The sequence below is a fragment of the Novosphingobium sp. MMS21-SN21R genome (assembly GCF_031846015.1).
In the GTDB taxonomy this organism is placed as follows: Bacteria; Pseudomonadota; Alphaproteobacteria; order Sphingomonadales; family Sphingomonadaceae; genus Novosphingobium.
Genome location: NZ_JAVRDU010000001.1, coordinates 1736026 through 1757929 on the forward strand (window position 1 = coordinate 1736026; position 21904 = coordinate 1757929).

Genomic DNA, 21904 nt, shown 5'->3' on the forward strand with positions numbered 1-21904 from the left:
CTTGTCATACCGAACGGCCCCCGTCAGATCGCAAGCATGATATTCAGTGGTACGGATTTGCGATGAATTTGAACCTGTTGCGCTTGACCGCCCTGCTTCCTGCTTTGTTGAGTGGTGCTGCTGTCGTCCACGCCCAATCCATTGATGCGGGCATGGAGGTGACCACCGACGAAGTGCGGCGCGGGCTGAGTTGGAGCGATGGTGAGGTATCCGCCTCAGCCGATGCCAGCGCCGGTTTTGCCGGGGTCGATGCAGCAGTGCGTTTCTCGGCGCTGCGTATGTCCTACCGTCATGCAAATGCCGATGTCGTCGCCGATCTTGTCATTGGCAAAGACTGGGACGTAAGCGGTTTCACGCTGCGCACCGAGGCAATTGGCCACGTGTTCGGCGGTGCCGATTCAAACATGAACTACGCCGAAGTCCGGCTTGGCGGGAGCTATACGATCGGGCCGCTGCAGGTGGGAGCAGGGGCTTTCTACGCACCGAGCCAGGACGCCATCGGCGGCGACAATCTCTATCTGCGCGCCACTGCACTCGCCGGAATTCCAGCGTTTCCGGTCACCGTCGCAGCATCGGTTGGCCGCACGACGGGCGACACCAAGGAGGCCCGTTCGGCGCGGCTGCGCCCTGCGGGCGACTATACCGACTGGAAGGTCGGGCTGGAATACAACCAGTTTCCGTTCACCGTAGGGGTCGATTATCTCGGCACGGACATCGACACGTCACGGGTCGTCACCTCGCCCTTTGCCGATCTGAGACATGCTGGCGACCGCGTGGTCGGCAGGGTGCGGCTTTCGTTCTGACGAAAAGGCCCCCGCGTTTGTCGCAGGGGCCTTTATCAATCCGGCCTGTGGCCCCCACTTACGCGGGGGCGCCAACGCTCTATCAGATGTTGTCGAGCATGTGCTCGGCCGAGCTGACCTTGAAGTCGCCCGGTGCTTCTACGAACAGCTGTTCGACGACGCCGTCGTTGACGACCATCGAGAAACGCTGGCCGCGCTTGCCAAGGCCGAAGCCCGAACCGTCCATGGTAAGGCCGAGTGCTTCGGCAAGATCGCCATTGCCGTCAGCAAGCATGGTCACGTCGTCCGAGCCGCTGGCAGCGCCCCAAGCCTTCATCACGAAGGGATCGTTGACGGCGGTGCAGGCGATTTCGTCGATGCCCTTGGCCTTGAGATCGGCAGCCTTGTCGACATAGCCCGGCAGATGCTTGGCCGAGCAGGTCGGCGTGAAGGCGCCCGGCACCGAGAACAGGGCGACCTTCTTGCCCTTGAAGAAATCGGTCGACTGGACCGCTTCGTTGCCTTCGGCGGTGGCTTTCACGATCTTCACGTCGGGAAGCTTGTCTCCAACAGCGATAGTCATCCCAAAATTCCTTTCCTTAGGCCCGGCGGGCAGATGTTGCGGAAGGGATATAGGGGGCGCTCCCCAAGGTGCAACGGGGCAAGTGCAGTGTGATTACCGAGATGCTATATAAAGACTTCTTTATATTAAGATTGCACGTTGCCGCCGCTCCGGCTATGCGCCCGCCATGGCGCCTCAGCGCGCACCGGATTTTCAGGAGAATGCTTCGTGGCCAGCGTGATTGACGCCAAGACCGACTACGTGATTGCCGATATCGGCCTGGCTGACTTCGGTCGTGCCGAAATCCAGATCGCCGAAACCGAAATGCCGGGTCTCATGGCGCTGCGCAGCGAATTCGGCGCATCGCAGCCGCTGAAGGGCGCGCGCATCACTGGTTCGCTGCACATGACGATCCAGACCGCCGTACTGATCGAGACGCTGACCGCGCTGGGTGCCGAAGTCCGCTGGGCGACCTGCAACATCTTCTCGACGCAGGACCACGCAGCGGCCGCCATCGCGGCTTCGGGCGTGCCGGTGTTCGCGATCAAGGGTGAAAGCCTGGCCGATTACTGGGATTACGTCGGTGAGATCTTCGACTGGGACAAGGACGGGTCGGGCAAGACCGCGAACATGATCCTCGACGATGGCGGCGATGCCACGATGTTCGCGCTGTGGGGCGCGCGTGTTGAAGCGGGCGACGAACTGTTCGAGCCGACCAATGCCGAGGAAATCGAGTTCGTCCGCGCGCTGCGTGCGTTTCTGAAGCGCAAGCCCGGCTATCTCACTGCATCGGTCGCGCACATAAAGGGCGTTTCGGAAGAGACGACCACCGGCGTCCACCGCCTTTACCAGATCGCCAAGGACGGCAAGCTGCCGTTCCCTGCAATCAACGTGAACGACAGCGTTACCAAGTCGAAGTTCGACAACCTTTATGGCTGCAAGGAATCGCTGGTTGACGCGATCCGCCGCGCCACCGACGTGATGCTGGCCGGCAAGGTGGCTTGCGTTGCCGGGTTCGGCGATGTCGGCAAGGGCTCGGCAGCTTCGCTCCGCAACGGCGGGGCGCGCGTGATGGTGACCGAAGTCGATCCGATCTGCGCGCTGCAGGCGGCGATGGAAGGCTATGAAGTCGTGACGATGGACGAGGCGGTGACCCGCGCCGACATCTTCGTGACCGCCACCGGCAATGCCGACGTGATCACTGCCGATCACATGAAGGCGATGAAGCCGATGAGCATCGTCTGCAACATCGGCCACTTCGACAGCGAGATCCAGATCTCGGCGCTCGACAACTATGGCTGGACCGAAGTGAAGCCGGGCACCGATCTGGTGACCTTCCCGGACGGAAAGCAGATCATCGTTCTCGCCAAGGGCCGACTGGTCAACCTGGGCTGCGCCACTGGCCACCCCAGCTTCGTGATGAGCGCCAGCTTCACCAACCAGACGTTGGCGCAGATCGAACTGTTCACCAATCCGGCGCAGTACAAGAACGAAGTCTACGTGTTGCCGAAGCACCTCGACGAGAAGGTCGCGGCGCTGCATCTTGAAAAGCTTGGCGTGAAGCTGACCAAGCTTTCCGAGAAGCAGGCGGCCTATATCGGCGTGACGCCGGAAGGCCCGTTCAAGCCGGATCACTATCGTTACTGACGGTTTGATCGCTGCGATATTTGCGCAAGGGGCGGCGAGGGCAACTTCGCCGCCCTTTTCATGTCCGTTCGTGCTGCATCGCCCATTGTAATCACTCCCCCGTGCGCATAGCGAAGGGGCGATGGCGTTGCTCAACCAGACCGCAATGGTGCTGATCGGACTGCTGCTGGCTGTGTGGACGGTCGGTGCGGGCTGGCTCGTGCTTGATGCGCGGCGCCGGGCAAGGCGGGGCGAGGCCGTTCAGCGTCAGGCACGCAGGCTTGCCCGTATGATCGACGAATCGCCTGCGCTGCCTTTGCTGGTGCGCGCCGATGGCAAGATCGAAGGACCTTCGCGGCTGGCCGGATGGCTCGGGTTTGATGCGATGCCGGGTTACCTTTCGGAACTCGATTCGGGCGAGCGTGGGCTGGGCGAGGTGGAACTCTCGCGCCTGAGCGATGCGGTGCGCCGCGCGCAGAAGACCGGCACGCCGTTCCGCATGGCGCTGACGCCCAAAGGCGGAATGCGCAGCCTTGCCGCGCATGGCCACCTGGCCGATCCTCAGGTCTCTCCCGGTGGCGCGGCGCTGGTATGGTTCTTCGACTTTTCCGATAGCGAGGCCGAACTGGTCAAGCTGCGCGCCGAGACCAGCAGCGCCAAGGCGGATTTCGCCGGACTTTCGGGCCTGATCGAAGCAGCGCCGCTGCCGATGTGGTTCAGGGGACCGGACTTCACCCTGCGGCTCGTAAACAGCGCCTATGTCAAGGCGGTGGGGGCCGCCAGCGCAGACGCGGTTATCGCGCAAGGCATAGAACTGATCGAGCCGGTCGATGGGCTGTCGGCGGCACAAGTCGCGCGGCAGGCCCATTCGCGCCGCGTCCCGATCGAGCGTTCGCTGCTCGCCACGATAAAGGGCCAACGCCGCGCCTTGCGCGTGACCGATCTGCCGCTGGGCGAAGAAGGCGTGGCAGGATACGCGGTCGACATCGAGGAAATGGAAGAGCTGATCCGTCAGTTCCGCCGCTTCCGCGAGGCCCAGCGCGAAATGCTCGATACGCTTTCGGCGGGCATTGCGCAGTTCGACGACAAGCGGAACCTCGTCTTCGCCAACCAGCCGTTCCTGCGCATTTTTGCGGTGCCGCAGGCCTGGGTGGTCGATACCCCGCCGTTCGACCGTGTGATCGACCGGATGCGCGATGCCGGGCGCTTGCCTGAAGTGCGCGATTTTCCCGAATGGCGGCGCGAACGGCAAAGCTGGTTCCTTGCGCGCGAGCCGGTCGAAGAGCCTTGGCACCTTTCGGATGGGACGCATTTGCGCGTTGTCGGGCAGCCGATGCCTGATGGCGGACTGCTGATGATCTTCGAGGACCGGACCGAGCAACTGCAGCTTTCGGCCACGCGCGATACGCTGCTGCGCACCCGGACGGCGACGTTCGACAATCTGTTCGAATCGCTCGCGGTGTTCTCGCCCGATGGCAAGTTGCAGCTGTGGAACAGGCGCTTTGCCGCCGATTGGGGACTGGAAGAGGCGTTCCTTGCGACCCACCCCCGAGCGGATGTGCTGCTGGGGCAGATTGCCAGCCAATTGAAGCGCCCGGCACAGGTCGGCACGATTGCGCAAGTCATTCAGGGCGCGACGCTGGAGCGCAAACAGCGCAGCGGGCGCCTGACACTGGCGGACGGTCGCCACCTCGCACTGGCCGGCGTACCGCTGCCCGATGGCAATGGCATGCTGACCGTGCTCGACATCACCGACAGCCAGAAGGCCGAAGCGGCCCTGCGCGAACGCAACGCAGCGCTGGTCGAGGCGGACGCGGTGAAAACGCGCTTCATCGCCAACATGAGCTACGAATTCCGCACGCCGCTGACCTCGATTGGCGGATTTGCCGAACTGCTCCAGAGCGGTTTGGCGGGCCAGTTGACCGAGCAGCAGAACGAATATGTCGCGGCAATCCTGTCCTCGGTCGAGCGGCTCGGCGAGCAGATCGAGAACGTGCTCGATCTTTCGCAGAGCGAGGCCGGGACGCTGCCGCTGGCGCAGGAGCCGGTCGAGATGTTCCCGCTCCTGACAGCGGTGGTTCAGGAGCGTGCCGAGCGACTGAGCGCCGGCAAGTTGACGCTTGATCTGCGCGGCGACAAATCGGCGGGAATTGTGACCGGTGATCCCAGGAGGCTGCGACGGGCATTCGGGCAATTGCTCGATAACGCCATTGCCGCAACGCCCGAAGGCGGGCGTATCCTGATCGAAGCATCGCGCAAGGTCGGCGCGAAGCTGCAGGTGGTAGTGTCGGATAATGGGCGCGGTATGGAAGCTGCGATCCTCGCCCGCGCGCTCGAGGGGCTGAAAGTCAGCGCCGATGGCCGTACGGTCGAGCGGCGTCAGGGCCTTGGGTTGCCGTTGGTCCGCCAGTTGGTCGAGGCCCACGGAGGAACCCTCGAACTGATATCTGAGCCGGGGCTTGGCACCAGCGCAATTGTCGTGTTGCCGTGATCGTCGATCTGCCCGATCTCGATGCATCGCGGGAGCTCGCGCAGCGTATTGCCGCCGATCTGCGGAGCGGCGATGTGGTGGCGCTGTCGGGAGGACTGGGCGCTGGCAAGACCACGCTCGCCCGCGAAATCATCGCAGGCATGGGGCATGAAGGTGAAGTGCCGAGCCCGAGTTTTGCGATCATCGAGGTCTATGATCCGCCCGCCGTGCGCCTGCCGCTGGTCCACGCCGACTTTTACCGCCTGGAGCACCCATCAGAGGCAGACGAGATCGGGCTGGACGATTACCGGCAGGGCGCGGCTCTGCTGGCCGAGTGGCCGGAAAATGCTGGCGGGTTTGCGCATGAAGCCGCGTGTCTTTCGATCCGGCTTGAATCCACGGAAAACGGACGGCAAGCCATTGTGTCAGCAGGCCGCGATTGGCTAGAGCGGGGTTCATGGACCTGACCATTCCTCCGGGCACCGAGGCTTTCCTGAACAAGGCGGGCTGGGTAGGTGCGACGATCGAGCCCTTGCCGGGGGACGCCTCGTTCCGCCGCTATTTCCGCATACGCCGTTCAAGCGGCACCGCGATGCTGATGCATGCGCCGCCGCCGAATGAAGATCCGCAGCCGTTCATCCGCTCGGCCAAATGGCTCGAATCCTACGGCATGCGTGCGCCGATCATTCTTGCCGAACAGGCGGACGACGGTTTCGTGCTGCTGGAAGACTTCGGCGAAGTGCGGATGCGCGAGTACCTCGACGCCTGGCCGCAGGACGAGGAAGAGGTTTACCGCTACGCCATCGACGCGTTGCTGAAACTGCGTGGTCTGCCGCCGGGACCATTCACCGGCTATACGCTGGCTGAATATCAGCGTGAGGCGCGGCTGTTCATCGACTGGTTCATTCCTGCGCGCGCGCTCTATGTCGACAGCCGCAGCTGGACGAATGCCTGGGAAGAGGCGCTCAGCCCGCTGCTCGGGCGCCAGAGGCCCGGCGTGACGGTGCTGCGCGATTACCATGCCGAAAATGTCATGTTGATCGGCGGGCTTGAAAAGCAGGGTCTGCTCGACTTTCAGGATGCGCTGGTGGGGCATCCGGCCTACGATCTCGTCTCGTTGTTGCAGGATGCGCGGCGTGATGTTTCGCCCGAGCTTGAGGCGAAGATGCTGGACTATTACCTCGACCATATCGGTGCCTCGGGCACGCCTGCTGGCGAAGATTTCCTTGCCGACTACGCGCGCCTTGGCGCGCAGCGCAACGCCAAGATCGTGGGCATATTCGTGCGGTTGTGGAAGCGCGACCGCAAGCCTCGCTATCTTGATTACATCCCGCGCGTGTGGTCGCTGCTCGAGCGCGATCTGGCTCACCCCGCGCTCGCACCGGTGGCCGCATGGTTCGATGCAAACATCCCGGCAGATGTTCGTGCAACCCTTGGTGGCACTTTCGAGGCATGACGAAGCCATTGGCAAGCGACGTCGCGATGGTCCTCTCGGCGGGCCTTGGCAAGCGGATGCGCCCGCTCACCGCCACCCGGCCCAAGCCGCTGGTGCGCGTAGCAGACAAGCCGCTGATCGATCACTGCCTCGACAAGCTCGAAGAGGCAGGTGTCGCACGCGCCGTGGTCAACGTGCACTATTTGGCCGACGCGATGGAAGCGCACCTTTCGCGCCGTGAGACGCCTTCCGTGGCGATTTCTGACGAGCGCGACCTGTTGCTCGAAACCGGTGGCGGCATGGTCAAGGCATTGCCACTGCTCGGGAGCGACCCGTTCTTTGCGCTCAACAGCGACAACATCTGGCTTGATGGCCCGCGCAACGTGTTCGAGCATCTCTCGGACAACTGGGACGCAGAGCGTATGGACGCGCTGCTGCTGCTGGTGCCGCATGCACGGGCCTTCAACTATCGCGGCAAGGGCGATTTCCACATGGACCCGCTGGGCCGGATTTCACGGCGGCGGACCGGGCGGATCGCGCCATTCATCTACAGCGGCATCCAGATCGTTTCGCACCGGCTGCTGCGCGATGCGCCCGAAGGCGCGTTCTCGACCACGAAGCTGTGGGACCGGGCCATTGCCGAAGGGCGCCTGTTCGGCACGTCGCACCTGGGCCTGTGGTACGAAGTGGGCGAGCCGGGGATGATTGCGCCGACCGAAGCCGCGCTGCGTCAGGATTGATATGGGCGAGGGTTCTCCCCGCCCGCGAGTCTGGTCGATTGCGGCACACCGCGGGTTTGCCGATGCTCTGGTTGCAGGCCTGATCCCGCGTTACCGTGAGGACCGGTTCGGGCTTGCGCGGCTGACGCTGCTCCTGCCCAGCCAGCGTGCGGTGCGCACGGTGACCGAGGCCTTCATTCGCGCGAGCGGGCAGGGATTGCTGCTGCCGCGCATGGCGGTGGTGGGCGATCTCGATCTCGATGAAACGCTGGGGCCGTTGCTCGATCCGATCGGTGAGGGCACGGGCATTCCCGAGGCAGTCGATCCGGTGTGGCGACTGCTGCGGCTCGCTCGCATTCTGGGCGATGTGTTGGGGGCTGAAGCACCCGGTGAGGCCGCGCTGCTGCGCCAAGCGCGAGGGCTGGCGCAAGGGATTGACCGGCTGCTGGTAGAGGGCATTCATCCCCTGCAGTTGCTGGACGAACAGGTCGTCGGAATTGCGTCAGATCTTTCGGTCCACTGGATTGAGAATACGCGCATTTTTGCGACTGTCTTCACGATCTGGCAGGCGGAACTCAGTGCCATGGGGCGTATAGACGCGCCAGAGCGCCGCAACCGACTGCTCGAACATGCCGCGCAGGCCTGGCGCGCGGTGCCGCCCGCTCATCCGGTCATCGCAGCGGGTGTGACCTCAGCCTCGCCTGCCGTGGCGAAGCTGCTGCGCGTGGTTGCGGACATGCCTGACGGTGGCGTGATCCTGCCCGATCTCGATCTCGCGCTCGATCAGGAGGTGTGGGACGCACTTGGCAGTGCGGGCGGATCGGAGGGCGACGTGTTCGAGCGGGGCGACGTCGTCACGCATCCGCAGTATCATCTCAAACTGCTTCTGAACCGCATGGGCATCGCGCGCGAAGAAGTGCAACCATGGCACCGTGCGGGTCTTTCGCCCGCACCGCCCGAGCGCAGCCGAGCCATTTCCAACTTGTTCCTCCCGCCCGAGGCCAGCACGGTCTGGGTCGCACTGGATGCAAGGGACCGGCGGCTTTCGGGCGTGCGCTCGATGGAAAGCGCGAATCCTGAAGAAGAGGCGCAGGCGATTGCGGTGCTTGTGCGCGAGGCACTTGCCGAACCGGAACGCCGCGTCGCCGTCATTACACCCGATCGCAGCCTCGCCGCGCGCGTGGTAGCCAACCTTGGCCGCTGGAACATCGTGGCAGACGATACGGCCGGGCGCCCCCTGCCGCAGACCGCAGCGGGGCGTGTGTTCCTGCAGATGGCCGAACTGGTGGCCGAGCGTGTCGCGCCGGTGGCACTTTTGGCACTGCTCGGCCATCCGCTGGTGCAGCCGGGCGAAGGGCGTGCGGCCTGGCTTGAGCGCGTGCGTCAGCTTGATCTGGTGCTGCGCGGACCACGACCCGGGCCGGGCCTGCCCGCCATCCGGCAGTCGGTGGAGAAAGCAGAGCCGCGTCATCCGGGTCTGACGGAATGGTGGTCTGGCGTCGAGGACCTGCTGTTTCCGTTGGTGTCGCTCGAGGGTGCTATCGGGCTCGACACTGCGTTGGTGGCGCTGGCCGAAGCGGGCGAAGCGCTGTGCGGAACGGGCTTGTGGGCGCAGGCTGACGGGCGCTGCCTTGCACAATTCGTCGAGCGCTGGCGCGAAGCTGCCGGGGCTGTGCCGTCGCAAGTCGATTGCGCCGATCTCCCCGCGTTGTTGCGCGACGCGATGGACGAGATTTCGGTGCGCCCGCCATGGGGTGGCCATCCGCGCCTGGCGATCTACGGGCTGCTCGAAGCGCGGATGAGCCGTGCCGATCTGGTGATCTGCGGCGGGCTGACCGAGGGCACATGGCCCGGCAATCCCGCGCCCGATCCGCTGCTGGCCCCGCCGATCCTGCGCGCGCTGGGCATTCCGGGAGCGGATTTCCGCATCGGTCTGTCCGCGCACGATCTTGCCGCAGCACTGGGCGCGCCCGAAGTGGTGCTGAGTCATGCCCGCCGCGATGCGACTGGCCCTGCGATCCCTTCGCGCTTCATCCTGCGCATTCAGGCGATGCTTGCAGACCAGTTGCGGCTTGAGTCGCGCGCGGTCGAATTCGCGCAGGCGCTTGCCAATGCGGATCCGGTTGCGCCGCATCCACAGCCCCACCCGATGCCCTCGGCGGAGCAGCGGCGCGTGCCCATCGCGGTCACCGCGCTCGACCGGCTTCGCGGTGATCCCTACCAGTTCTACGCATCGGCCATTCTGGCGCTGCGCAGTCTCGACCCCATCGACGCTGACCCCACGCCTGCGTGGAAGGGCACGGCGGTGCATGATGTGCTGAAGGTGTGGCACGAGGCGGGTGGCAAGCCCGGCGAACTGGTGCCGATTGCCGAGCGCATGTTTGATGAAATGAGTGCGCATCCGTTCATGCGCACGATGTGGAAGCCGCGCCTGATAAACGCGCTGCTGTGGATCGAGGCGGAGACGGACCGGCTTGCGGGCGAGGGCCGTGAGGTTTTGGCGGTGGAGCGCAAGGGCGAGATCGTAGTGGATGGCATCCGCATTCATGGTCGGGCAGACCGGATTGACACACTGGCCGACGGAACGCTGGCCATAGTCGATTACAAGACCGGGATGCCGCCGTCAGCCAAGATGGTTGAAGAGGGGTTCTCGCTCCAACTGGGCCTGATAGGTCTGATCGCGCGCGAAGGCGGGATGTCCGGCGTTACTGGCGAACCTGCACGCTTCGAATACTGGTCGCTCGGTCGCAACAAGGAGCGTGGGTTCGGCTACATGAAATCGCCGGTGAAGGATTCGGGCAACCGCAGCGCGCTCTTGCCGGAGGACTTCGTGCCGGAAACGGAGCGCTTTCTGCGCGAGGCGATTGCCAAGTGGCTGCTCGGAAACGACCCGTTCACGGCGCGCCTTAATCCCGATCTTCCTGGCTATTCCGATTACGACCAGCTCATGCGCCTTGATGAATGGCAGGGCCGCGAGCGCAAGGGCGATGCGGGCGGAGACGCGGCATGAGCAAGGTCTATCCGCTCAAGGACAATCAGGCCCACGCGGTCGATCCGCTGCGCACGGTGTGGCTTTCCGCGTCGGCTGGCACCGGCAAGACACAAGTGCTGTCTGCGCGCGTGCTGCGGTTGTTGTTGCAGGACGGGGTTGAGCCGGAGCAGCTGCTCTGCCTGACCTTCACCAAGGCGGGCGCTGCCGAAATGGCGACCCGCGTCAACGAAGTGCTGGCGGGTTGGGTGCGCATGGATGACGCGCGCCTTGCCAAGGACCTGATGGCGATTGGCGCGCCGTTCGATCCCGCCACGGTGGCGCGCGCGCGCAGCCGCTTTGCCGCCGTGCTCGATTGCCCTGGCGGCGGCCTCAGGATCGAGACGATCCATGCGTTCTGCCAGTGGTTGCTTGCCTCGTTCCCGGTGGAAGCTGGTCTGCGCCCCGGCACCCGGGCGATGGAAGACCGCGACCGCGCGCTGCTGGTGCGGCAAGTGCTGGCTGAAATGCTGGTCGAGGCAGAAGCGCAGGGCGACGAGGATTTGCTGGAGTCGCTGGCCGACCTTTCGCTGCGCATGAGCGAGGATCAGGTCCAGTCTTTCCTTCTGCGCTGCGCGGGCGCGCGCGAGATGTGGTGGGGAGCGGGATCGTGGACGCCGCCGCTGCGCCCGCGCCTCAACCGCGTGCTTGGGCTGGGCGAGGATGATAGCGCGGCCAGCCTTGCGGCGTTGTGTGATGACGATGCTTTCGATGTCCTGTCAGTCCGGCGCTGCATGGAGATGAACGCTGCTTGGGGGACCAAGGGCGGAATCGAAGCCGCGAACCAGCTGGGCGACTGGCTGGCGGGCACGCCCCAGCAGCGGTTTTTTATGCTGCCCACTCTCGAAGGTTGCTTCCTCACGGCCAAAGGCGAGCCGCGCTCGACCACAAATATCGAGAAAAAGCAGCCGGAGTATCCGGGCTATGCCGCGCGTGTCATCACCTGTCTTGAGGGTTTGAAGGCGCATAAAGCCCGGATCGACCTCGCCGCATTACTCGACACTGCGCTGACTGTCGGGCGGCGGTTTGCGCTGGCTTGGGACGAGGCCAAGACGCGCGAAGGCTTCATCGATTTCGACGACCAGATCCGCGCCGCCGCCGATCTCCTGACCAAGCGCACGACTGCCGACTGGATCCGCTTCAAGCTCGATCGCCGCTTCGACCACATTCTGGTGGACGAGGCGCAGGATACCAATGCCTCGCAGTGGGAAATCGTGCTCGAAGGGCTGGTTTCCGACTTCTTCACCGGCGAGGGCCAGCGCGGGCCGAAGATGCGTACGCTGTTTGTTGTGGGTGACTACAAGCAGGCGATTTTCGGATTCCAGGGTACCAGCCCCGAGAACTTCGCGCGCGCCAGCCTGCAGGTGCGGAGCCAGCTTGATGAGGTCGCCGCCATCCTGAGCGACCCTGATCGCAAGCTGCTCGAACTGGGCCTCGGCCAGTCGTACCGCACCGCCAATCCGATCCTCGATTTCGTCGATGGCGCTATCAATCGGATCGGGTGGGACCGCTTTGGCCTCAGCCAACCGCCCGAAAAGCATCGCGGCCTGGATATTCCGGGCACGGTCGGCCTGTGGCAGGTCGTTGGCGATGAAGCGCCGGGTGAGGAAGCGGAAGACGCCGACGAGGGCGAGGAGGGCTGGCTTTCACGGCCCGATCGTGAACTGGCGGACAGGATCGCGCGGCAGGTTCGTGCCTGGATCGATAGCGGCTTCCCGCTCGCCAAGGGCGGGCCGAGGCTGGCGAATGCGGGCGATGTGATGATCCTTGTGCGCAAGCGCAAGGAACTGGCTGGTCTGATCGTTGCGCGGCTTCATGCGCGGGGCGTGCCGGTTGCCGGCGTGGACCGCTTGCGGCTCGGAGCGCCGCTTGCGGTGAAGGATCTGGTCGCCGCCTTGCGCTTTGCCGCGCAACCGCTCGATGACCTCAATCTGGCAAGCCTGCTGGTTTCGCCGTTGATCGGATGGAGCCAGGAAGAGCTGCTCGAGCACGGCTATCGCCCGCACGGCGAACGCTTGTGGAACTGGCTGCGGCGCAAGGAAGGCCCGGCCACGTTTGTCGCGATGGAGCGCCTGCGCGCGGTGTTGGCTCGGGCCGATTACGATCCGCCGCAAGTGCTGCTGCACTGGCTGCTGGTGGGGCCGTGGGACGGGCGGCGCAAGCTGGTCGCACGGTTGGGACGTGAGGCGAACGATCCGATAGACGAACTGCTCAATGCGGCCATGGCCTATGGCAGCGCCAATGTGCCCAGCCTCGTCGGCTTCCTGCAGTGGTTCGATGCCGGCGAGGGCGAGCTGAAGCGCGAGGCGGGCAAGAGCGATGGGTTGGTCCGCGTGATGACCGTGCACGGATCGAAGGGGTTGCAGGCGCCTATCGTGATTCTCGCCGATTCCGCCGACGATCCCGATGCCTCGCCCCCGCGCGGGCTGGAACTGGTCGAGGATATTCTCGGAACCGTGCGCAAGCTGCCGCTGCCGCCCTTGCGCAAGGAGGAGAAGGCGCCTGCTGTGACCGAGGCCGAAGCCGAGGCCAAGCGCGCTGAGCGCGAGGAGCATTGGCGCCTGCTCTATGTCGCCATGACGCGCGCGGAAGAAGCGCTGTTCATCGCAGGAGCCATGGGCAGGAAGCGCAAGAAGGGTGGCGGAGATCTGCCCGAGGATAGCTGGTACGCGCAGCTTGCGCCGCTGTTCGACGACCGTGACAGCGAGATCTGCCCCCTATGGGGCACGCGGCGGACAATTGGCGCACCTCTCCCGTTCCCGCTGAAGAAAACGGCGGAGCAGGCTGCAGCACGGATCACCTTGCCCGATGTCCTGCTCACGCCCGTCGGCGCCGAGCCGCGCCCGCCGCGTCCGCTCGCACCGTCGTCGCTGGGTGAGGATGACGCACCCGATCCGCCGGCGCCTGCCGGTCCGGGTGCGATGCTGGCGGCACGCCGCGGCACTTTGCTGCACCGGCTGATCGAGCGTTTGCCCGAAGTGCCGGATGGTGCGCGCGAAAGTGCCGGGCGCAAGTGGCTTGCTCGCGTCGCGGCGGAGTTTGGCGAGCGCGAGCGCGAAGAAATGGTCCAGTCCGCACTCGCCGTGCTGGATCATCCCGATTGGGCTGACGTGTTTGGCCAGGACTCTCTGGCGGAAGTGCCGCTTGCTGCTGTCGTCGGCGGGCGGGTGGTCAGTGGAACGGTCGATCGTCTGGTGATTGGCGAGGGCCGAATACGCATTGTCGATTTCAAGACGGCGCGACGGCCTCCGGAGAGTTTTGCGCAAATTCCTGCTGCTTATGTGCGGCAGATGGCGGCCTATGTGGCCGCGCTTGAGGCGATCCATCCCGGTGCGTCGGTCGAGGCCGCGCTGCTCTACACGCACACCCCGCAGTTATTCGTGGTGCCGCAAGAAGTAATCGCGGCGCAAAAGCTGCGCCTTGGCGGGGAGCAGGAATCCTTTTCACCCTGATCGGTTGCGCCTTGCCGCGCGCGCCCTAGATTGGTTCCAAAGAAAACAGGAGTTCATTCCATGTCGACCAAAGCCGTAACCGACGCCACTTTCGCCGCCGAAGTGCTGGGCAGCAGCAAGCCTGTGCTGGTGGATTTCTGGGCCGACTGGTGCGGCCCGTGCAAGATGATCGCGCCTGCGCTGGAAGAGATTTCCGAAGAGCTGGCCGATCAGGTGGAGATCGCCAAGGTTGATATCATGGAAAACACCGACATCGCCAGCCAGTTCGGCGTGCAGTCTATCCCGCTGATGATCCTGTTCAAGGATGGCAAGCCGGTCGCCCAGAAGCTTGGTGCTGCGCCGAAGAGCCAGCTGAAAAGCTGGCTGGAAAGCGTTCTTTAATCTGCATGCAATGACCCCCGCGAAAGCGGGGGTTCTTGTATCAGCTACCCCATCCGCGCCAGTCGTTCCGCGATCTGATCGAACAGAGCTGGGCTGGCTGCGCCGATCAGGCCGGGATCGAGATGCCGGTCGACGCGATAGGGTGAGCCATCTGGCCGTGCCGCCTTGCCGCCGGATTCGTTGAGGAACAGAACGCCTGCTGCGTGGTCCCACGCCAATGTGCGCTCGAACAGCGAGACGTCGTTGGTGCCAAGGCCGATGCGCGGATATTGCTCGGCGGCGCAGCGCGGTATGTCCACCAAGGTATAATGCGGCGCGATATGCTCCAGCAAGGCGGCGCGGCGCTCCTCGTCTGCGAATACCAGTGAAATTGCGGCAATCGGCGGCGTCTTTTCGCTCGGGCGTGCGGTAAAGCGTTCGCCGCCCAGCCATGCACCCTTGCCGCGATGCGCGGTGCACAGACGGCCCGAAAGCGGATCGTAGATCCACCCGGCCACAGTCTCGCCCGCTTCTGCCAGGGCCAGCAGGATCCCGAACGGCGGCTTGCCTTCGGCATAGTTGTTGGTGCCGTCGAGCGGGTCGATGATCCAGCACAGACGGTCTGACAGACGCTCGAAAATCGCGGGATCGGCATGCGCGGCTTCCTCGCCGACAATCGCCGCTTCGGGCAGGATTTTCGCCAGACCCTCGGCCAGCATTGCCTCGCTTTCGGTATCGGCGATGGTCACCACATCGTTCGCCGCCTTCGATACGACATCGCCTGTAGTGAGACGCTGGTAATGCTTTAGCAGCGTGCGCTGCGCTGTATCGCGCATCAATGCGGCGACGGCTTGGTCCAAGGCGGTTTCGGTCATGGGAATCCTCAAGTCAGCGGGATCATGACCTGGCTGGCATAGCCGGGCCGCTCGCGCAGGCGCGCATACCATTCGGCGAGGTGCGGCAGGTGCGGGCGCTCGACGGGAATTGCGAAGAAGGTGTGGGCATAGACGCCCATCGGGATATCAGCGATGCCAAAGCGCTCACCTGAGAGCCATGCGCGGCGGGCAAGTTCGGCGTCGAGAATGGCCATCATCGCTGCGGCTGCGGCAGCCGACTTGGCTACCCCTGGATCGCTGCCGTCCTTGCCGTGGCGCACGCAACCGAGGAAGGCATCGCGCTGGGCATCGGCGAAATGGAACTGCCAGTCCATCCACTTGTCGCCGCTGGCCCGCACCGCAGCGTCGTCGCTGCGCAAGGCGGGGGCGTACCGGTCAGCCAGATAGCGCAGGATCGCGTTCGATTCCCATAGTGAGAACGCTCCGTCCTCGATGGCCGGAACCATGCGATTGGGGTTCATCGCCAGATATTCGGGCGTGTAGCCGAACTGCCCGCCGATGTCCTTGCGCTCGTACGCGAGGTTCATCTCGATCAGCGCCCAGGCCACCTTTTTGACGTTGTGCGAATTGAGGCGGCCCCAGAGCGTGATCATCGGGCTGGCGCTCAACTGCGATAGTCGGCGTTGATGGAGATGTAGCCGTGGGTCAGGTCGCAGGTCCACACTGTCGCCCGGCCGTCACCCAGCCCGAGATCGACCTCTACCGAGATTTCGCGGCCCTTGAGATGAGCAGCCACGGGAGCCTCGTCATAATCGGCAACGGGTTGCCCATCGCGCGCTGCCCAGGTGCCGCCGAAGCCGATGGACAGGCGGTCCCGGTCTGCAGGTTCGCCCGCTTTGCCCACGGCCATGACCACGCGGCCCCAGTTTGCGTCCTCACCCGCGATGGCGGTCTTCACTAGAGGCGAATTGGCTATGGCGAGGCCGACCTTGCGCGCGCTTTCATCGGAAACCGCGCCAGAGACACTGACCGCGATGAACTTCTGCGCGCCTTCGCCATCACGGACGACAAGATGGGAAAGCTGGCGGCAGACATCTTCCAGCGCGGCGGCAAAGGCATCGGCGCCGGGGCTGTCGAAGCCGGTGATCGGCGCGTTGCCCGCCTGGCCAGTGGCGAATGCCAGCACGGTGTCGCTGGTCGAGGTATCGCTATCCACGGTGATGCACGAAAACGTGCGCCGGTTTGACGCGGAAAGACATTGCTGAAGGAAGTCTGGGCTGACCGCTGCGTCGGTGAACACATAGCCGAGCATCGTCGCCATGTCGGGCGCGATCATGCCGCTGCCCTTGATGATTGCGCAGAAGTTGACGCGAGTGTCACCGATCATTGCAGACGCGGTTGCGCCTTTGGCGAAGGTATCGGTCGTGCCAATGGTTCGCGCCGCGTCTTCCCATGAGCAAGGTTCGGCCAGCAGCGCCGCCTCGACGCCCGCGCGCGCCTTGTCCTTGGGGAGCGGCACGCCGATCACGCCGGTGGACGATACGAAGACCTGCTCCTTCGCGCAGCCGAGATGCACGGCGACCTGCTCCATGATCTGCTCCACCGCCTCGCGCCCGCGATAGCCGGTGAAGGCGTTGGAGTTCCCGGCGTTAACCACCAGCGCCCGAGCATGACCCTGCGCGATGTTCTGGCGGCCGAGTTCGACCTCGGAGGAACAGCACACATTGCGCGTGAACACGCCTGCGACCGCCGTGCCTTCATCCAGCTCGACATAAGTCAGGTCGCAGCGACCCCAGTCCTTGTAGCCCGCGCGCACGACGTGCGGTGTGACACCCGCGATGGCAGGCATGGCGGGGAAGGGCGAGGCAAGCGGGGAGATGGCGTCGGACATGGCCTGAGCGCCTAGCGCGGGTGGGGGCAGGGTTCAACGTCCGATGCGCGGTGAATGGATGCGTTTTCAAGATAGACGAATGGCCTTCCAATCCCTATCTGTCGCGGTAATGCGCTTCCTGCTCGCTCTGCTGGCCATGATTACGGGCCTTACCCTGCCTGAGGTGGCGTTTGCCGTCTCGCGCACGGAAGTGGCGGATGCGGGCGTTTCGGCTGCTGCCACTGCCTCTGCCGAACAGCGCCAGCAGCGCTGCGCCGGGCGCGGCGGGGTGGTTCCGCAAAAGCGCAGCAATGCCCGCCGCAAGACGGTGTGGCTTCCCGCCCCGGCACTGATCCGGCCCTGCGGCATTGAATTGAGCGACCGCGCCCGCGAATAGCGCGCCTGCGCCTGCCACCTTTCCGGCAAGACCTTTGCCAGCCACGGCGCGCAACACGTGCGCCGCTTTTCCTACACTATTGATTCGACAGGATTGTTCCGCTCATGTTCGGTTCCATCGCCAAGTCCCTTTTTGGTTCTTCCAACGACCGTTACGTCAAGTCGCTCGACAAGATCGTCCGGCAGATCGCCGCTTTCGAGCCGCACCTGCAGGCGCTTTCGGACGAGGAACTGGCGGCGCAGACGCCCAAGTTCCGCACCATGCTGGACGAGGGCAAGACGCTCGACGATCTGCTGCCCGAAGCTTTCGCCACCGTGCGTGAAGCCTCGGTGCGCACGCTCGGCCTGCGCCACTTCGACGTGCAGATGATCGGCGGCATCGTGCTGCATCGCGGTGAAATCGCCGAAATGCGCACGGGCGAGGGCAAGACGCTGGTCGCCACGCTTGCGGTCTATCTCAACGCGCTGGAGCGCAAGGGCGTCCATGTCGTCACCGTGAACGACTATCTCGCCCGCCGCGACGCCGAGACGCTGAGCGCGCTCTACAATTTCCTCGGGCTGACGGTGGGCGTGATCGTGCCCAACATGAACGAGGAGCGCCGTAGCGCTGCCTACCGCAGCGACATCACCTACGCGACCAACAACGAGTTGGGCTTCGATTACCTGCGCGACAACATGAAGCATTCGCGTGACCAGATGGTCCACGTGCCCTTCAACTTCGCCATCGTCGACGAAGTCGATTCGATCCTGATCGACGAAGCGCGCACCCCGCTCATCATCTCCGGCCCGACCGACGACAAGAGCGACCTCTACTTCTCGGTCGACGCCGTGGTGAAAACGATCGAGCCTGAACTTTACGACGCCGACGAGAAGACCAAGAACATCACGCTGACCGAAGACGGGGTCGAGTGGGTCGAGCGGGCGCTGGAAACGGCAGGGCTGCTCGAAGGCTCGAACCTCTACGACGTCGAGAACACGATGGTTGTCCATCACCTTGAGCAGGCGCTCAAGGCCAATGTCATGTTCAAGCGCGACATCGACTACATCGTCAAGGACGACAAGATCGTCATCATCGACGAGTTCACCGGGCGCATGATGGACGGACGCCGCTGGTCGAGCGGGCTGCATCAGGCGGTCGAGGCCAAGGAAGGCGTGCGGATCGAGCCCGAGAACCAGACAATGGCCTCGATCACGTTCCAGAACTTCTTCCGCATGTATCCCAAGATTGCGGGAATGACCGGCACCGCCGCCACTGAAGCGCCCGAATTCTTCGACATCTACAAGATGAACGTCGTCTCGATCCCCACGAACGTGCCGGTGCTGCGCATCGATGACGAGGACGAGTTCTACAAGAACACGATGGACAAGTTCGGTGCCATCGCCAAGCTGATCCGCGAGAAGTACGAGATCGGCCAGCCGGTGCTGGTTGGCACTGTTTCCATCGAAAAGTCGGAACTGCTCTCGGAGTTCCTGACCAAGGAAGGCGTGAAGCACAACGTCCTCAACGCCCGCTTCCACGAAATGGAAGCCCATATCGTGGCGCAGGCGGGCCGTCTGGGCGCGGTGACCATCGCCACCAACATGGCCGGTCGCGGCACCGACATTCAGCTCGGCGGCAACGTCGACTTCCTGATCGAGGACGAATTGCGCGACATGCCCGCCGGGCCTGAGCGGGACGCCGGTATCGCAAGGATCAAGGCCGAAGTCGCCGAGGAAAAGCGCAAGGTGCTGGAAGCCGGCGGCCTTTGCGTGATCGGCACCGAACGCCACGAAAGCCGCCGCATCGACAACCAGTTGCGCGGCCGTTCGGGCCGTCAGGGCGATCCGGGCATGAGCAAGTTCTACCTCTGCCTTGAGGACGATCTGCTGCGGATCTTCGGGCCGGACACGCTGTTCGCCAAGATGATGAATTCGAACCTTGCCGATGGCGAGGCGATCGGGTCGAAGTGGCTGTCGAAGGCCATCGAGACCGCCCAGAAGAAGGTCGAGGCGCGCAACTACGACATCCGCAAGCAGGTTGTCGAATACGATGACGTGATGAACGACCAGCGCAAGGTCATCTACGAACAGCGCGCCGACATCATGGATTCCGAAGCTGTGGGAGACGTCGTCACCGACATGCGCCACGATACGGTCAATGCCATCGTCGGCGATGCCTGCCCTCCGGGTTCGTACCCCGAGCAGTGGGACATGGAGGGCCTAAAAGGCCGCATTCGCGACGTGCTCGGCATCGAAATTCCGCTGGAAGAGTGGATGCAGGAAGAGGCTATCGAGCCTGACGTGATCGAGGAGCGTGTGCAAAGCCTTGCCGACGCGCACATGGATACCAAGATCACCGAAGTAGACGCCAGCGCATGGCGAGGCCTCGAAAAGTCGATCCTGCTTGAACGGCTCGATCACCACTGGAAAGAGCACCTCGCCACGCTCGACGCGCTGCGCCAGGTCGTGTTCCTGCGCGCCTACGCCCAAAAGACGCCGATCAACGAATACAAGCAGGAAGCGTTCGGCCTGTTCGAAAAGATGCTCGACGCGATCCGCGAGGACGTGACGCGCATCCTGATGACCAGCGAAATCCGCATGCGTCCGGCAGACGACTTCCAGCTGCCTGAACTTCCCGATTTCCTGACCAGCCACATCGATCCGTTCACCGGAGAGAACGATGCGCTGCCGCCCGCACCCGCCATGTTCGGCGCGGTTTCCCCCCAGGCTGCGGGAGCGCTGTCATTCGGCACGGCAGACGGCGATCCTTATGCAGGACAGGGCATCAGCCGCAACGCGCCGTGCCCATGCGGATCGGGTGAGAAGTACAAGCACTGCCACGGCGTTGCCGCCTGACATAAAACACTAACGGCTTAATCGGCGGCGCGGGGGCTTGGCTTCCGCGCCGTTTTGATTTCGTGAATAGGTAAGAACACGCATCAACAGCCGAGCACCGTAGGCAGGCTGAATTCGCTGGTTAACGCGCCGTCCTGTATCTTAGACCCAACACGGGACTGGAGACGGACAATGTGGCTCGCACATAACGCACGGGCATCTGCGAATCCTTGGCACGCCGTTGATCCCATAGCGCCAATCGAGGCAGCCTATCGCCGCGGTGTGCTCCGCGCCAAGGTTAACGTCCACGACCTGTCGTGCTCCTCGGCCACGGTCGATTGCATGGACAATCCGGTCCCCGGAACACGCATCTGGCTGACGCTGCCCGGCCTCGAAAGCCGCGCCGCGATGGTCGAACGCTGTGAAGGTTTCCGCGCTTTCGTGCGCTTTGCCGAACCGTTCCACCCGGCCGTGCTCGACGCCTTTCTGAATGGCACGATCCGCCGCTATCACTGAGCGTCCACGTTCAACGCAAAAAGGCCGCCTTGCGGCGACCTTTTGCTACTTCCATTAGGAAGAAATTGGCTCCCTGAGTAGGATTCGAACCTACGACCAAGTGATTAACAGTCACCTACTCTACCGCTGAGCTATCAGGGAGCAGCCCCGGTCTCCCGGGGCAGGACCGCGCTAATAACAGGGCTTTCCGGTTTGGCAAGCACCTGTTTTCAAATTTTCCTCAGACCATGAACTGCTCGGCGAAGATGCGGTCTTCGAGGCTCTGCCCACGGTCGAACATCAGCGTTAGCCGGTGCTCGGGCCAGGCCTTCACGCGCACTTCCTTCACGTCACGCACTTCCTTCTGGTCGGCGACGACCAGCACCGGGCGCTTCACCGATTCGAGCGCCTTGAATACGATCTCATAGGTGTCTGGCAGGATCGCACCGCGCCAGCGTCGGGGCCGGAACGGGCTGATCGGGGTGAGTGCCAACATGTTCGACGACAGCGGCAGGATCGGGCCATTGGCTGAAAGGTTGTAGGCAGTCGATCCTGCAGGCGTTGCCACCAGCACGCCATCGCACGCGAGTTCGGGCATGCGCACCTTGCCGTTGACGCTGACCTCAAGCTTGGCGGTCTGGCGGGTTTCGCGCAGCAGCGACACTTCGTTGATCGCGCAAACCGATTGCACTTCACCGGTGTTGGTGGTGGCGGTCATGCGCAAGGGCGAGATCGCGATGCGGGTGGCCTTGGCCAGACGCTCGTCAATGGAGCGGCTTGATCGATACTTGTTCATCAGGAAGCCGACGGTGCCGAGGTTCAGGCCAAAGGCGGGGATGATGTGGTCGGTGTCGATCATCGCGTGCAGGGTCTGCAGCATGAACCCGTCGCCGCCGATGACCACGGCAGCCTGGGCGTCTTCGAGCGAAACCCATTCGCGGCCCTTGCGCAAGGCTTCGCAGGCTTCCTGCGCCCGGTCGGTGGGCGAGGCGAGCAAGGCGAGGCGGGCAAATTCCGGCATGTCGTTTGGCCTCTCGGGAAAACTCTGTGTTGCGGCAG

General features: G+C 63.9%; 17 protein-coding genes and 1 tRNA gene. 12 read left to right on the forward strand and 6 right to left on the reverse strand.

Translation table 11 applies throughout. The features are described from left to right. The first annotated feature begins 62 nt into the window (after positions 1 to 62). On the forward strand, positions 63 to 803 hold the full coding sequence (locus tag RM192_RS08400) for a TorF family putative porin (protein WP_311507089.1): 741 nt from the start codon (positions 63 to 65) through the stop codon (positions 801 to 803). 82 nt (positions 804 to 885) lie between these two features. On the opposite strand, the gene RM192_RS08405 is transcribed toward RM192_RS08400, so the two are convergent. Next, positions 886 to 1365 carry a peroxiredoxin gene (locus RM192_RS08405; protein WP_311507090.1) on the reverse strand — a complete coding sequence of 160 codons (480 nt, stop codon included), beginning with the start codon at positions 1363 to 1365 and terminating at the stop codon, positions 886 to 888. A gap of 207 nt (positions 1366 to 1572) precedes the next feature. Here RM192_RS08405 and ahcY point away from each other — a divergent pair, with 207 nt between their 5' ends. From ahcY to trxA, 8 genes are all read left to right on the forward strand, one after another. After that, on the forward strand, positions 1573 to 2991 hold the full coding sequence (ahcY, locus tag RM192_RS08410; RefSeq protein WP_311507091.1) for an adenosylhomocysteinase: 1419 nt from the start codon (positions 1573 to 1575) through the stop codon (positions 2989 to 2991). Between the two features lie 121 nt (positions 2992 to 3112). Then, positions 3113 to 5461, forward strand: coding sequence for a PAS-domain containing protein (locus RM192_RS08415; RefSeq protein WP_311507092.1), 2349 nt, complete (start codon positions 3113 to 3115; stop codon positions 5459 to 5461). Further along, positions 5458 to 5907, forward strand: a complete 450-nt coding sequence (gene tsaE, locus RM192_RS08420) for a tRNA (adenosine(37)-N6)-threonylcarbamoyltransferase complex ATPase subunit type 1 TsaE (RefSeq protein WP_311507093.1) — start codon at positions 5458 to 5460, stop codon at positions 5905 to 5907. The genes RM192_RS08415 and tsaE overlap by 4 nt, the downstream gene beginning before the upstream one ends. After that, entirely contained in the window at positions 5898 to 6896 is a 999-nt protein-coding gene (locus RM192_RS08425; protein ID WP_311507094.1) for a phosphotransferase, read from the forward strand. The genes tsaE and RM192_RS08425 overlap by 10 nt, the downstream gene beginning before the upstream one ends. Further along, the gene (locus tag RM192_RS08430) at positions 6893 to 7615 is read left to right on the forward strand and encodes a nucleotidyltransferase family protein (RefSeq protein ID WP_311507095.1); all 723 of its coding nucleotides are present in this window, start codon (positions 6893 to 6895) and stop codon (positions 7613 to 7615) included. Before RM192_RS08425 ends, RM192_RS08430 begins: the two co-directional genes overlap by 4 nt. 1 nt (position 7616) lies before the next feature. Further along, positions 7617 to 10604: a double-strand break repair protein AddB gene (gene addB, locus RM192_RS08435; RefSeq protein ID WP_311507096.1), complete on the forward strand. Its 2988-nt coding sequence runs from the start codon at positions 7617 to 7619 to the stop codon at positions 10602 to 10604. Next, on the forward strand, positions 10601 to 14074 hold the full coding sequence (addA, locus tag RM192_RS08440; protein WP_311507097.1) for a double-strand break repair helicase AddA: 3474 nt from the start codon (positions 10601 to 10603) through the stop codon (positions 14072 to 14074). Before addB ends, addA begins: the two co-directional genes overlap by 4 nt. A gap of 60 nt (positions 14075 to 14134) precedes the next feature. Continuing rightward, a complete protein-coding gene (gene trxA / locus RM192_RS08445) occupies positions 14135 to 14455 on the forward strand; it encodes a thioredoxin (RefSeq protein WP_311507098.1) in 321 nt (106 codons plus the stop codon). A gap of 44 nt (positions 14456 to 14499) precedes the next feature. Here the strand turns inward: trxA and RM192_RS08450 are convergent, their stop codons facing one another. Genes RM192_RS08450 through argJ form a run of 3 tightly spaced genes read right to left on the reverse strand, consistent with a single transcriptional unit; the run spans position 14500 to position 17161 of the window. Continuing rightward, positions 14500 to 15309: an inositol monophosphatase family protein gene (locus RM192_RS08450; RefSeq protein ID WP_311507099.1), complete on the reverse strand. Its 810-nt coding sequence runs from the start codon at positions 15307 to 15309 to the stop codon at positions 14500 to 14502. An 8-nt stretch (positions 15310 to 15317) separates the two neighbouring features. Further along, positions 15318 to 15923, reverse strand: coding sequence for a glutathione S-transferase N-terminal domain-containing protein (locus tag RM192_RS08455; RefSeq protein WP_311507100.1), 606 nt, complete (start codon positions 15921 to 15923; stop codon positions 15318 to 15320). A gap of 11 nt (positions 15924 to 15934) precedes the next feature. Continuing rightward, positions 15935 to 17161, reverse strand: a complete 1227-nt coding sequence (argJ, locus tag RM192_RS08460; RefSeq protein WP_311507101.1) for a bifunctional glutamate N-acetyltransferase/amino-acid acetyltransferase ArgJ — start codon at positions 17159 to 17161, stop codon at positions 15935 to 15937. Positions 17162 to 17240: 79 nt separating this feature from the next. Here argJ and RM192_RS08465 point away from each other — a divergent pair, with 79 nt between their 5' ends. The 3 genes from RM192_RS08465 (at position 17241) to RM192_RS08475 (ending at position 20866) form a co-directional block, all read left to right on the forward strand. Next, a complete protein-coding gene (locus tag RM192_RS08465) occupies positions 17241 to 17537 on the forward strand; it encodes a hypothetical protein (RefSeq protein WP_311507102.1) in 297 nt (98 codons plus the stop codon). A gap of 104 nt (positions 17538 to 17641) precedes the next feature. Then, entirely contained in the window at positions 17642 to 20371 is a 2730-nt protein-coding gene (gene secA, locus RM192_RS08470) for a preprotein translocase subunit SecA (protein ID WP_311507103.1), read from the forward strand. Positions 20372 to 20542: 171 nt separating this feature from the next. Beyond that, positions 20543 to 20866 (forward strand): PilZ domain-containing protein, encoded by a 324-nt coding sequence (locus RM192_RS08475; protein WP_311507104.1) that lies wholly within the window; start codon positions 20543 to 20545, stop codon positions 20864 to 20866. A 66-nt stretch (positions 20867 to 20932) separates the two neighbouring features. On the opposite strand, the gene RM192_RS08480 is transcribed toward RM192_RS08475, so the two are convergent. Both RM192_RS08480 and RM192_RS08485 read right to left on the reverse strand, forming a co-directional pair. Continuing rightward, a tRNA-Asn gene (locus RM192_RS08480) sits at positions 20933 to 21007 on the reverse strand. 79 nt (positions 21008 to 21086) lie between these two features. Further along, positions 21087 to 21866, reverse strand: coding sequence for an NAD kinase (locus tag RM192_RS08485; protein ID WP_311507105.1), 780 nt, complete (start codon positions 21864 to 21866; stop codon positions 21087 to 21089). Positions 21867 to 21904: the final 38 nt, after the last annotated feature.